This is a genomic window from Pseudomonas sp. UBA1879 (assembly GCF_002338065.1).
In the GTDB taxonomy this organism is placed as follows: domain Bacteria; phylum Pseudomonadota; class Gammaproteobacteria; order Pseudomonadales; family Pseudomonadaceae; genus Aquipseudomonas.
Window position 1 is genome coordinate 38,668 of record NZ_DDHJ01000004.1, and the last position, 11,936, is coordinate 50,603.

At 58.4% G+C, this 11,936-nt stretch carries 11 protein-coding genes; 7 read left to right on the forward strand and 4 right to left on the reverse strand.

Translation table 11 applies throughout. From position 1 onward, the window contains the following. Positions 1 to 65 precede the first annotated feature (65 nt). A complete protein-coding gene (locus B3N48_RS03400) occupies positions 66 to 1,004 on the forward strand; it encodes a MerR family transcriptional regulator (protein WP_296179405.1) in 939 nt (312 codons plus the stop codon). A gap of 76 nt (positions 1,005 to 1,080) precedes the next feature. Here B3N48_RS03400 and B3N48_RS03405 read toward each other — a convergent pair whose 3' ends face one another. Continuing rightward, positions 1,081 to 1,698 carry a hypothetical protein gene (locus B3N48_RS03405; RefSeq protein WP_296179408.1) on the reverse strand — a complete coding sequence of 206 codons (618 nt, stop codon included), beginning with the start codon at positions 1,696 to 1,698 and terminating at the stop codon, positions 1,081 to 1,083. Positions 1,699 to 1,780: 82 nt separating this feature from the next. After that, a complete protein-coding gene (locus tag B3N48_RS03410; protein ID WP_296179410.1) occupies positions 1,781 to 2,227 on the reverse strand; it encodes a PAS domain S-box protein in 447 nt (148 codons plus the stop codon). Between the two features lie 97 nt (positions 2,228 to 2,324). Here B3N48_RS03410 and B3N48_RS03415 point away from each other — a divergent pair, with 97 nt between their 5' ends. From B3N48_RS03415 to B3N48_RS03435, 5 genes are all read left to right on the forward strand, one after another. After that, positions 2,325 to 2,780: a flavodoxin gene (locus B3N48_RS03415; protein WP_296179412.1), complete on the forward strand. Its 456-nt coding sequence runs from the start codon at positions 2,325 to 2,327 to the stop codon at positions 2,778 to 2,780. A 199-nt stretch (positions 2,781 to 2,979) separates the two neighbouring features. Beyond that, on the forward strand, positions 2,980 to 3,780 hold the full coding sequence (locus B3N48_RS03420; protein WP_296179416.1) for a class II aldolase/adducin family protein: 801 nt from the start codon (positions 2,980 to 2,982) through the stop codon (positions 3,778 to 3,780). Next, positions 3,780 to 4,754, forward strand: a complete 975-nt coding sequence (locus tag B3N48_RS03425) for an alpha/beta fold hydrolase (RefSeq protein WP_296179418.1) — start codon at positions 3,780 to 3,782, stop codon at positions 4,752 to 4,754. Before B3N48_RS03420 ends, B3N48_RS03425 begins: the two co-directional genes overlap by 1 nt. Before the next feature lie 121 nt (positions 4,755 to 4,875). Beyond that, complete coding sequence (locus B3N48_RS03430) at positions 4,876 to 5,787, forward strand: SDR family oxidoreductase (protein ID WP_296179421.1); 912 nt, start codon at positions 4,876 to 4,878, stop codon at positions 5,785 to 5,787. A 180-nt stretch (positions 5,788 to 5,967) separates the two neighbouring features. Beyond that, positions 5,968 to 6,492: a hypothetical protein gene (locus B3N48_RS03435; RefSeq protein ID WP_296179424.1), complete on the forward strand. Its 525-nt coding sequence runs from the start codon at positions 5,968 to 5,970 to the stop codon at positions 6,490 to 6,492. Between the two features lie 48 nt (positions 6,493 to 6,540). Here the strand turns inward: B3N48_RS03435 and B3N48_RS03440 are convergent, their stop codons facing one another. Beyond that, positions 6,541 to 6,939 carry a hypothetical protein gene (locus tag B3N48_RS03440; RefSeq protein ID WP_296179427.1) on the reverse strand — a complete coding sequence of 133 codons (399 nt, stop codon included), beginning with the start codon at positions 6,937 to 6,939 and terminating at the stop codon, positions 6,541 to 6,543. A 618-nt stretch (positions 6,940 to 7,557) separates the two neighbouring features. On the opposite strand from B3N48_RS03440, the gene B3N48_RS03445 reads away from it, so the two are divergent. Further along, the gene (locus B3N48_RS03445) at positions 7,558 to 11,076 is read left to right on the forward strand and encodes a dermonecrotic toxin domain-containing protein (protein WP_296179430.1); all 3,519 of its coding nucleotides are present in this window, start codon (positions 7,558 to 7,560) and stop codon (positions 11,074 to 11,076) included. Here B3N48_RS03445 and B3N48_RS03450 read toward each other — a convergent pair. Continuing rightward, positions 11,024 to 11,827, reverse strand: a complete 804-nt coding sequence (locus B3N48_RS03450) for a SirB1 family protein (RefSeq protein WP_296179434.1) — start codon at positions 11,825 to 11,827, stop codon at positions 11,024 to 11,026. The genes B3N48_RS03445 and B3N48_RS03450 overlap by 53 nt on opposite strands. Positions 11,828 to 11,936: the final 109 nt, after the last annotated feature.

Genomic DNA, 11,936 nt, shown 5'->3' on the forward strand with positions numbered 1-11,936 from the left:
TGACCGCCGCGGGTCCGCAGCGGATGTACACTCCTGTTTCTAATCACTTCAAGATGGACACCTCGATGACTCAGCCGCGCAGTCTGCCATCTGTAGACGATGAAGAACTGTTGCCCATCCGCGAAGTGTCGCGCCTGACGGGGGTGAACTCGGTCACGCTTCGAGCCTGGGAACGGCGACATGGCTTGATCACCCCGACCCGGACCGACGGTGGCCATCGGCTGTACACCCTGGCCAATGTGGAGACCATTCGCAGCATTCTCATGTGGACCGAACGGGGTGTCGCCATCAGCAAGGTGGGGAAGATTCTTTCAGATACCCGTGATCTGGCTGCGAAAGCCCGCAGGCCGCTTACCGTGGTCGACGGCGAAGGGATAGGGGCGTGGCAAGGGCGGCTGCGCCAGGCAGTCGAGAGCTTTGACGAGCAAGGGCTGGACCAGCTGTACGATCAGCTACTTTTCGCTTACCCGCTGTCGGTGGTCTACGAAGAAGCGCTGATGCCCGTCTGGAGTGAGTTTGTCGCGCGTCACGACGCGTTCGGGCCCCTCAGCGAGTGGCTGTTTCTCGACCATTTCCTGCGGGGACGCACGCTTGAGCGGCTACGCTCGGCGCGGTCGGAAGGTGAGCACCGAGTGCTGGTCGCCGCCATGCCGGGTGCGGGGCGTGAGCTCGAACTGTGGGTCGCAGCCTTATTGATGGCGTCCGAGCGCATCGCCATCAGTGTGCTGGCGCCGGGTCAGCCCCTCGAGGAACTGCCGCTCGTCTGCGGCAAGGTCAAGGCGGATGCCATGGTGCTGTTTTCCAACTCACTGCCCTGCGCGAATTTCAAAAAACGACTTGAGCGGCTGAGCCTCGAACTCACTTGCCCGCTATTGCTGGCCGGCAAGACCGCCGACATGGCACAAGACAGTTTGCGAGGCTCAGTTATTGGGTGTCTGGGGAGCGATGGCGGGGTGATGCGGCGACGCCTGCAGCAGTTTCTGGCGGGGCATCTCGACTCGTAAATCCAGCACTGCACCGATAGCGGAAAGCGGCAAGTGGCCGCGACGCGGTCAGGTCTTGCTGCGTGCTGCTCGAAACTCAGCGCTGCTTCAACAGGTGCATGGAGGGGTGAATCTTGCGGTGTTCCTGCAGGATGTACTGACGCAGGCGCTCGATGTCTTCTTTGCTGTTCTGGTTCAAGCGATAGGCAGCGAGACCGTGTTCGGTCAGGCGTTCGAAGGTGCCGCGCAGGGCGATGGGCGGGAGGCCCAACGGGGTGAACCAGGCCGAGAAATACTTGGGCGGTTTGGTCTGCTTGCGGATTTCCAGCAGGACACCTTTGAAGGAAATCTCGTGCACCCACAGTGCAGTCAGCGCACCTTTTTCGGTTTCAAGGGCCACAGGTTCTGGCAGAATCAGACGCCATGGCCGGATCCGCGGGCCTTCTTCAAAAATGCTGGGAGCGCCCAGTTCCAGGTGCAGGGCGTGAAATTCGTCTTCGACCAGATGCAGCGGGAAGGTCATCTGCTGGTTGTCGAATTGGGCTTGAATCGTGACTTGTTCATGAGCGGCCAGACGCGTCAACAGATCTTGAATCTGCACACCGCCGTTGACCACCAGGCTACGGGACTTGTCGCGCAGGTTCAGCTTCGGGTTGTGCTGCATGTTCTGGATGAAGTCCAGCTCATCCTGCGTGAGAATGTTGTCGCGCTGCATGGCCAAGCTCGAGTTAACCGGTTATTGAAAAAGCAGACATTAAATTCGCTTTTTGGTTGCTGCCGTTCGTCAGTTGAGGGCGTTAGCCCTTTAGCGCCGCTATTTCCCTACGAGCTTGCGCCAGTTCTGCCTGCAATTCGACAACTTTCTGTTGGGTTTCGACGTGCTCGGTGACGTCCTTCTGTATGCCGATGTAATACATCAGGTTTTCCGCCTCGTTGTATACCGGGGTGATCGACAGCTCATTCCAGAACACGCTGCCGTCTTTACGGTAGTTGCGCATGATCTGACGGCAGGGCCTTCCTTTGCGCAGTGCCTCTCGGATGGCCCGCCGTGCAAATTGGTCCCGATCATCGCCCTGTAGCAGCCGGCAGTCCTGATAGAGCATTTCCTCGGCGCTGTATCCAGTCAGGCGCTCGAAAGCCTTGTTGGCGTAAATAAGGATGTTGTCGTCACCCTCATGCTCGGCGATCACAATGCCGTCGTTCGAGGCGTCGATCGCCAGTTGCATCAGCTTTGCGTTGATCATCAGCGGCCTCCCTGCGATTGCGAAGGCCGCATTCTAAGACATTGCGCCCGACTCGGGCATAATGCGGCACGATTTCAATCAGTCACAGGATCACACAATGAAAGTCGCCATTGTTTCGGGCTCGGTGTACGGCTCTGCCGAAGAAGTTGCCCGACACGCTCAACAGCTCATCAAGAATGCTGGCCATGACGTCTTGTTCAACCCCCGCGCGACACTGGCCGATCTGCAGGCCTTCGCGCCCGACGCTTTCCTGGCGGTGACGTCGACCACCGGTCTGGGCGAGCTTCCGGACAACATTCTGCCGCTGTACTCGCAAATCCGTGACGTGTTACCCGCGGCATGGCGAGGTTTGCCGGGCGGTGTTATTGGCTTGGGCGATGCCAGCTACGGCGATACCTTCTGCGGCGGTGGCGAACAATTGCGTGAGCTGTTCATGGAAGTGGGCATTCGCGAAGTGCAGGAGATGCTGCGTCTGGACGCCAGTGAAACCGTCACTCCGGAAAGCGATGCCGAGCCTTGGCTCGCAGCCTTCATCGAAAAACTCGGCGCCTGACTCGTTCTGGCGCGCGGTTCGTTGAAGCAATGCCCAGTGGCGCAATGCCTCGCCTCGCCATGAGCCCCACGCCAGAGCCTCTCCTGCAAAGGCTGACTCGCCGGGTCATTAAGGTGGCTGCCAAGGCAAGTAGCGGTTGTTTCCCGGCTGGCTAGACTGCTGATCCATCAGAGCCACTAGCCGACGAGGATTGCCCATCGTGAATGTCGCACAGGTAGCCACCGACGCCGTCAGCCCCCTTGATCCCAGCCTCAAAGAGAGAGTCAGCGCTGCCGAGTGGCAAGCCCGAGTAGACCTCGCTGCCTGCTATCGGCTGGTGGCGTTGCAGGGTTGGGATGACCTGATCTTCACCCACATCTCAGCCAAGGTTCCGGGCACTGAAGACTTTCTCATCAACCCCTACGGCATGATGTTTCACGAGATGACCGCGTCCAGCCTGGTCAAAGTCGATCAGTCGGGCAAGAAACTCATGGACAGCCCGTACGACATCAACCCGGCCGGTTACACCATTCACAGCGCCGTGCATGAAGTGCGTCACGACGTGATGTGCGTGATGCACACTCACACCGCAGCAGGCGTCGCAGTCTCCGCGCAGAAGCAAGGCGTGTTGCCGATCAGCCAGCAATCGCTATTTGTCTTGTCGAGTCTCGCGTACCACGGCTATGAGGGCGTCGCGCTGAATCACGAAGAAAAGGCGCGCCTGCAGGCAGACCTCGGCGATTGCCATTTCCTGATGCTCAACAACCACGGGCTGTTGACCTGCGCCTCCAGCATTGCGGACACCTTTCTGATGATGTTCACCTTTCAGCGCGCCTGCGAAATTCAGGTGCTTGCCCAAGGTGGCGGGGCTGAGCTGATCCCGATCGACGGAAAGATTCTGGCAGGCGCGAAAGCGATGGTGGCTGGTGTGACGCGCAGCGCCGAGGGCATGGGCGGAAAGCTGGCCTGGCCCGCGCTGCTGCGTAAACTCGATCAGCACTCCCCGGGATACGCGCAGTAATGGGACTGGCGGAAATTCCGCTGTGCGTCTGGCGCAGGCGCGGGCACGACTTCGTCTTTCGCGGCCATAGAATTCGCTACTGGGCGGCGGGGAAAGGCGAGCCCCTGCTATTGATCCACGGCTTTCCTACCGCCAGCTGGGATTGGCATTACCTTTGGCAACCTCTCGCCCGTCGATACCGGGTCATCGCGTGCGACATGCTGGGTTTCGGCGATTCAGCCAAACCCCGTGAGCATGCCTACAGCTTGTTGGAGCAAGCGGATCTTCAGCAGGCGCTGCTTGAACACCTGGACGTTAAGCGGCCAGTGCATGTGCTGGCGCATGACTATGGCGACAGCGTTGCCCAGGAACTCTTGGCCCGCCATGCCGAGGGTCGCTTCGAGATGGGCAGCTGCGCCTTTCTCAATGGCGTGCTATTTCCCGAGAGGCACCGCCCGTTGCGGGTTCAAACAATGCTGCTCGGTCGGTTGGGCTGGCTGGTAGGACGACTGTTCGATCGCAACAGTCTGGATCGGGATTTCAGCCGCACGTTCGGACCCGACACCCGCCCCAGCGAAAGCGAACTGGACGATTTCTGGAGCCTGATTTCTGCCGCTCGCGGGCATCATGTTCTGTACCGCTTGATCAAATACGTTCCCGAGCGAGCAGCGCTGCGTGAGCGTTGGGTACAGGCGATGCAGCGTAATAAGGTGCCAATGCGCTTCATCAACGGTGCTGCCGACCCGGTGTCAGGCGTGCAGATGGTAGAGCGCTACCGTGAGCTGATTCCTGACCCGGACACCGTGTTGTTGCCCAACGTGGGCCGTTACCCGCAAACCGAAGCCCCCGCGCGGGTCTTGAGTTGCTACGAGGCGTTTCGTGTCGCGGCTGCAACCTTCACCCCTGCGCCCGCCGTGCCGATGGCCCTCCAGAACAGCCCGCCGGCCAATCATCCCTTTGTGTTATCGAACACCATTCAGAGCGGTTCGTATTGATTGTGACCCGCCTGTGACTGGTTGACACTCCAGGACTGTTTCGCACGTGCTCGACCGCTCCGTCCCGTTGGAGGGGGCCCTTTGGGATGTCGAGCGCGTGCACTACCTTGGGGAGCGCAGCATGAGTGAGTCGATACGTTTTGACGACAAAGTGGTCATCGTCACAGGCGCAGGTGGTGGCTTGGGACGGGCACACGCCTTGCTGTTCGCCCGCCATGGCGCGCGGGTGGTGGTGAACGATCTGGGCGGGTCGGCCCACGGCGAAGGCGCCAATGCGTCAGCGGCAGACCGCGTCGTCGCGGAGATTCGAAAGGCGGGCGGTCAGGCAGTCGCCAATCATGATTCGGTCACCGAGGGCGACAAGATCGTCCAGAACGCGCTGGATGCCTTTGGCCGCGTCGACATCGTGGTCAACAACGCCGGCATTTTGCGCGACAAAAGCTTCGCAAAAATGGAGGACGCCGACTGGGAGCTGGTTTACCGGGTTCATGTCGAGGGCGCCTATAAAGTGACCCACGCGGCCTGGCCTCACCTTCGCGAGCAGAATTACGGTCGTGTGATTTTCACCTCCTCCACGTCAGGCATCTACGGCAACTTCGGCCAATCCAACTACGGCATGGCCAAACTCGGCCTCTATGGCTTGACCCGAACACTGGCGCTGGAAGGGCGCAAGAACAACATCCTGATCAATGCCATCGCGCCAACCGGCGGCACGCGAATGACCGAAGGGCTGATCCCTGCCAGCGTGTTCGAACTGCTCAAGCCTGAACTCGTCAGCCCGCTGGTGGTGTATTTGGCCAGTGAACAGTGCCAGGAGAGCGGCGGACTGTACGAAGTGGGCGGCGGCTGGATAGGTAAAGTCCGTTGGGAGCGTAGCCTTGGCGCCGGGTTCGACCCGCGCGCGGGCTTCTCGCCAGAAGACGTCGCCGCGCAATGGCACACCATCAACGACTTCGCCGACGCCGCTCACCCGACTGACAACGTCGAGGCATTAAGGGAAATGATGGCGAACCTGCACAAATTTCCCGGTTGAATCCGGGATCGGTCAAGCCAGTCAAACGCGCCCGGACTGGGTATTTTGTAGGCCGATTATTGGGCGCTTTGTAGGAATGGTCTCTTTATAAGGCAATGATTCCTTCTTCATGTCTTTGGCCTCAACTTCACCCCCAAGCGCCCGACAGGACTGAAGATCAACGTGATCTTCGGAGGACTCATGATCGGGAATCTGAGCAAGGTTCAGGAACGCTTGAAGGTGTATGTGCGAGCACCGGATAGCCGATTCAATGTCAAGTCAGGGCTGACCCCGGCGGAAGAGGGGGTGAAGGAAAAGGTCCGGCAGTATTGGGCGGATGGCAGCATCGCAAATGCCAAAAAACTTGAGGGTCTGAATATCGATTTATCGGGATTCGATCCCAGAAGAACCAGTAACAAACAGCTCCGGGAAATCGCAGTGATACTTGCCGATAAGGGCATCATCGATAGCGACCTGATGGGCACGTTTGCGGCCATCGACGTCCAGTTCGATGATTCGGGAAAGGAAATCAACATAGATGCGGAGGTTGATGCTTACGCGTTTTTTCAGAAAGAACTGACGGTAATCGGTGATGTTATCGCCGAAGGCAATGAACTTGCCAAGGGGGCCTTGGTAGAACTGAAAACTTCCATCTCGGTCATGCTTGCGCTTGAAGAGTACGCAAAAGCGCCACGAGAGAAATCCTTGGTCAACATTCGAGCATGATGTACGCGAAGCCTGGCGGCTGAGTCTCAGCCGCCCAGGCCATAGACGTCACATAGGCACAGTGTAGCTACCGGTATAACTCACCGGTGTATCCCCTTGCACGTTGTCCAGCACAAGCCGGAATGTTCCAGCTCCGAACGCCCCTGATGGGTCATAAGTGGGCGCGCTCACCGCAGACCAACTTCCCCCGCGAAGTTGTTGAACGATGACGGGAATTTGCCCTGAGGGGCCTCTAACGTTGAAGTGATGTTGAGTGGTGCCACATTTAACTGTGTACGGCTCATACACCACGTGTTGCTGGCGAGGAGCAACCACCCCCGCTGGTATTGCCCCGGACAGTTTAGTGCAGAAATTAAAGTTGATGGGATTGGGTCCTGCGCTGGCTACGGCAGTGAATGAGCTCACACTCAATGCCAGCATAAAAATTGCAATTTTCTTATTGTTCATGATGAAACCTCGTTTGTTTAAAAGTGTTCATCAGTACGCAGACATCGAGTCCGTTTGCACCGATATCTAACCTTTAAACATGAAGGATTGTAGGACTGCTGCTGAGAATGCTGTCAGGCATTTCCGATACAGTCGACATCGATGAAAACGGGCATCCGGTTCAGTCTTGGAAAGTCGCTCCCCTCAAACGCGCAGCCAAAAAAAAGCCGCTGCAATCGCAGCGGCTAAATATGACGTCAGATCCAGGAGCTTGAAAATCTACGTCGGGAAATCCCGTCAGAGGCCTGGTGTGCGGGCACGGTCAGACGAAAGAAGAGGGATTTCCGGTTCGCGACGAGGGCAGTCGCGAGGTGAGGCAATGATAGGAGGTTCTCGCTGACCCATACAGCGTCGTTTACGACATGCAGTTTTACCCTGACGGCAATAATGTGAAATTTCCTGCGCCCGCTCAGATCGTTCCCCATACGCTGTCATGGAGTGCAGCCACTGCATATAAATATGTACCGCTACCCAGAGCGAGTGACGTCGTTTCATAGGCGCTCACTTTCGTCGCTTACCTGTTTTCTCGTTCGGCTGGATGCCGGGTGGGGGTAAGCGACCTACCTTGGAGCTGTACCCATGAATGCTGTTCTTGAACCCAAAGTCGCGCCCGCGGCATCTCAAACCTTCGATCAGATCACTCAGCACCTGACTGCATTGTCCACCGCCAGTTCGGGCTGTCAGCAGGTGCTTGCGCAAAGCCAGACGCTGCGCGAATGGGTGTCTGAGCGACTGCGCGAGAGCCTCAACCGCGTCCGCCCCCAGACCGGTCTGGCGGTGTCCAATCCCGATGCGATTTTTTTCAACCGGCGCCTCGCAAGCGGCACGGTTGCCTCCATTGGCATGACTGATCTTCTTATCGATACCCTGCGCAATGGAGCGGCGATCCCGACTCTTACCGGAGCCGGTTTCTATACCCGTCATGACACGCTTGAACCGCGTCATGCGCTCAGCAGCTCGCAAAACCGCAGTCTGATCGGCGTCCTCAACGCGCTAATGCCGTCGGTTGTCTCAGGTTACGACAGTTACCTTCGCCATCTTTGGCAAAAAATGGTCCCTCATCCTGAGGATCCGCTGCGCATCGAACCCGCCGATCGGCTGCTGATCGGATTGCATCGCCAAGCGTTGAGCGACGAAGTTGCGTTGCGCATGCTGTGTCGCGTCATGTCGGTTGCGGAGCAAAACCGCCTGTTGAAGGTCGTTGGCGATGGCGTCATCGAAGGCGTGTATGAAGTGGCGGTGGAGCAGCACCGTCAACGCACTCCATTAACCTCCACGTACGTCGTCAGCCAATCCTCGCAACCTTCCGAAGATCCGTCGGGTGTGGTCTTTCTGGTCATGCCGTGCAAGGGTGTTGAGCGCTTCGAATCCATTGGCGTTCTCTGTCAAGCGCTGAGCCGCCGAATGTCTGGCGAGTTGCAGGACCCGCACTTGACTGCAGGCCTACCCCTAGCCGACCACGAACGCTTGACGGCGAACGATGCCATCCCCGAAGACGCTTGGCGGTTCGTGCCGGTCGATCGGCCAATGCTGGAGCATCACCTGCGCGCGCTTGAAAGCAAGCAAGCTCAGGATCTAGGCTTCCTGTGGGCGGAGAGGGAGTTGGCGTCCGATGCTTGGCATGAGCACGTTGAGCGCACGCAACTGAGCGCGCATGTGAACGATGCAATGGGGCATCGTTTCAATCTGCTGTCTGTCATAACGGATGCGTTCGTAGCCCCGGATTGGCGCAAGTTCGCCAAGCCGTCCGACAAAACGCATTTGTTTGCGCTGGAGCGCAAACATCGGGCCTTGAAGGGGCAGATCGCGAGTCGGCTTGCAGGCGTCGAATCGTTTACCGTGTTCGCTCACACCGAGCTGACCAATTACATTCGGCAGCATCTTGGGTGTTTGATCGACCCCAACAGCGTCGTCATCACGCTCGATGATGCCATCGCTCTCGGCCGTGGCGACACGCTGCACGCCAAATATGAGAAGACGCTGTTCGAGTTTGCCGTGTCCGGCCTGCCTGACACGGGCAAACCTTTGAGCTTCGCGCCAGCGCCCAATCATCTGCACGCAGAGTTTTCGGAAGCATTCGTCAGGACGATGCTCGCTGAACTCAATCTGCATCATCGTTATGGGTTGGCGCTTCGAAAGGCCTATGAAGACCCCGAAACCGTCCGTCAAATGGTCATTCATCGCGACAGTGCGCTGGCATTGAGCGCGTTCACCGCTGGCTTGCAGGGCCACCTGATTCAGGATCGCAGCCATGAGCTGTTGAACAGAGTTCGCGGCGACCAGCGCAAAGAGGGCTCCAAATACAGCATCGGCAGCTTGTACTTGCTCGAAACCCACACGCGCTTCAACGACCTGATCGTGTTCGAGGAAAGGACTCAAAACGACACCCATTACGTGCTCTACGCACCGGGCGCGCCAAACGGTCAGGATTTCTTCGAGTTCAGATCCTGGCAACAGCTGTGTTTCGGCGTGGGGGCCTGGCTTGCGACGGAAGCCGGACGCTCGTATGTCAATGCGCAACTGACAGGACCGACCGAGCAAGGGCACGCCGCGGTCATCAACAATGTTCACCTGAAGCCCTCGTTATGGGGTTTGAACAGTTGCCTGTTCGTGCGCTGCATGGGGGACACATTCCAGGCCAACATGGGCGACCTCGTCAGCCAGAAAGTAGCCCGGGCATTGCGCGCGGCGGAGCTGGCAGCACCGAACACAGACAGTCAGACCTCCTTCGCCAGCCCTTCCATTCAGGCACTGCTGGACGCCCGGATCGAAGCGCTGAACAGCGAGTTCAGGCGCATCAGTACGGGTCTGGTGGATTACAGAACCTACGTCCACGAATACACCACCACCGTGCTGAACGACTTCCTGCGTCGTAGCGGGTTCGACAGGCCTGTCGACCCAGACACGCTTTACTTCGGGCTTGGGCAACCTCGTCGTGAGACGCCAGACTTTGGCGAACACAGCGATTTGCGCCAATTGACCGAGCTCATGATGGAGGGCAGCGAGGAAATTCTGGGGCACCGGCCACAGATTCACCTGTATTCCTCGACTGGCCTGGACTACAGAGAGCTTCCGATCAAATTGATACATTTCATCGACAAACAGGTGCTCGGTTCGGACTTGGGCGCTCGATACATGGAGCATCTGGAAAAAACCTTCCTCGGTCGAAGCAGTCCGCAGTACGCACGGCGTAAACGCCTGATGGCCAAGCGTGTTCAATATCAAATGTCCCGTGACGCCTTGACGGAGTTCATGCGTGGCCAGCTCAGCGAAGGGCAGTACGGATGGCTTCGCCGAACCATTATCTCGCTTGATGTGCAAGCTCCTGTTCTCAATCAGACCAGCGCTGTTTCGGCGTTTCGCATAGCCAAACAGATTGTCGAAGGCGTTTACATCTTCCGGGATTTCGCCACAGACGACCCTGATTTCAATCTGCTTTATACCCCCAATTCTCCGGACGGCGTGTTGTTCCAGCGACTGACAGACTATGCGCAGTTACTCGAGTCGTCGCAGATGCAGAACTATTACTACAGCCGCGTGGCCTACATGGGCCAGCCTCAGGTGGGCTCGTTCTTCGAGCGCCTGCAACGAGGTGGCAAGTTCGATGAGAAATTCATTCGCATCGTGAACCGTATAGAGGCCCGAATTCCGGACGCCGAGCTGCTGTTCGGCAATATGATCGAGCGAATGATTGCCGACGTGGATGCTCAGACCGAGAGCCACGCCGAAGCAAGGTTCGCGACCGCCTGGACGGTTATTCAATGGCTGGGCAACGTATTGCTGGTCCCTTTCCCGGCCGTGAGCATCGCGTGGGGAATCTTTACCAGCGGGGTGAAGATTTATCAGGGGGTCGACGCGTATCTGTCCGGGGACAGGGCTGCTGCATTGCCTTTGCTGTTGGCGGGCGTGATGGGGCTTGTCAAAGGCGGGAACGCTGCGCGGAAATTGTTCAACGCGGCCGAACTGGCCGCCAAGGGGGTCGGCGTTCCTGTGGGCGTCTGGGTGTGGCACCACCTGGAATTCGAAGGGAAGCTGCAAAAGGCCGTCAATGAATACCTCCGCGGGACGGCAACGTCACTAATCTTTGAGCGAGCCTGATCCGCTGCACCGGATCTTCGCTCAACAATAACGCGTGCTCCAGGTCGTAACGCTCGGCCTGTGGGCACTCCAGCGTCTGGTACAGGCTGGCGCGGGCGAGGTAATCGCTGGTGTTGGCCTGCCCCAGTTCAAGCACGCGATTGGCGTCTTTCAGGGAAGCGATCAGATCCTCGTTGATGTGATGCAGATGCCGCAGGTTGCGCGACAGGCGCTGCAACATCGCCTGAGGTGTCGCAGTACGCAGGTGTTCGGCCTTCAGCGGCATGTCCGGACCGAACTGGCGCAGGAGCAGTTCGCGGCAATCCTTGGGATACAGCCGGCGGCCTCCGCAAGGGTCGAGGGAATGGTCGGCGCCGGGCACGCGCACCAAAAAATGCCCCGGAAAATTGACGCCCTCAAGGGGAATCTCCAGACGGCGCGCGAGTTCCAGCGCGATCATCGCCAGCCCCAGCGGCTGACCTCGACGTCGTTCGACGATTTTGTCCAGCAAGGCAGCCGCAGGTTTGGGCTGGGCCATGTCCTCCTGCTGAAATCCGAGGCTCGCCATATGTCGCAACAACGGCTGCGCCAGTTCACCGGCGGGCAGCGTTGGTAACGCCGCACTGGCCTGACGTTGAAGCTGATCAACCCGCTCAAGGATCTGCCGGGGATCGACCTGGGCATCGTGCTCGACAGCGATCCACAGTGCCGCTTCGAATGTCGCGGGTGGTGTTCTATGGAAACATTCGAGGCATTGTTGGCGTGGATTCATCGACTTCTCCGACCGGAAGGCGTCTGAGTGACTGATTCGAGAAGCTTTGTTGTAGCCCCCCGTGAGGGAGTTCGTCCAGTGCCGAATGCCGATTGATTGCTACACGTCG

Bases quoted from the DNA above. Each gene is read 5' to 3' on its own strand.
- B3N48_RS03400 (WP_296179405.1), top strand. From the start codon at position 66: ATGACTCAGCCGCGCAGTCTGCCATCTGTAGACGATGAAGAACTGTTG.
- B3N48_RS03405 (WP_296179408.1), bottom strand. From the start codon at position 1,698: ATGCAGCGCGACAACATTCTCACGCAGGATGAGCTGGACTTCATCCAG.
- B3N48_RS03410 (WP_296179410.1), bottom strand. From the start codon at position 2,227: ATGATCAACGCAAAGCTGATGCAACTGGCGATCGACGCCTCGAACGAC.
- B3N48_RS03415 (WP_296179412.1), top strand. From the start codon at position 2,325: ATGAAAGTCGCCATTGTTTCGGGCTCGGTGTACGGCTCTGCCGAAGAA.
- B3N48_RS03425 (WP_296179418.1), top strand. From the start codon at position 3,780: ATGGGACTGGCGGAAATTCCGCTGTGCGTCTGGCGCAGGCGCGGGCAC.
- B3N48_RS03430 (WP_296179421.1), top strand. From the start codon at position 4,876: ATGAGTGAGTCGATACGTTTTGACGACAAAGTGGTCATCGTCACAGGC.
- B3N48_RS03435 (WP_296179424.1), top strand. From the start codon at position 5,968: ATGATCGGGAATCTGAGCAAGGTTCAGGAACGCTTGAAGGTGTATGTG.
- B3N48_RS03440 (WP_296179427.1), bottom strand. From the start codon at position 6,939: ATGAACAATAAGAAAATTGCAATTTTTATGCTGGCATTGAGTGTGAGC.
- B3N48_RS03445 (WP_296179430.1), top strand. From the start codon at position 7,558: ATGAATGCTGTTCTTGAACCCAAAGTCGCGCCCGCGGCATCTCAAACC.
- B3N48_RS03450 (WP_296179434.1), bottom strand. From the start codon at position 11,827: ATGAATCCACGCCAACAATGCCTCGAATGTTTCCATAGAACACCACCC.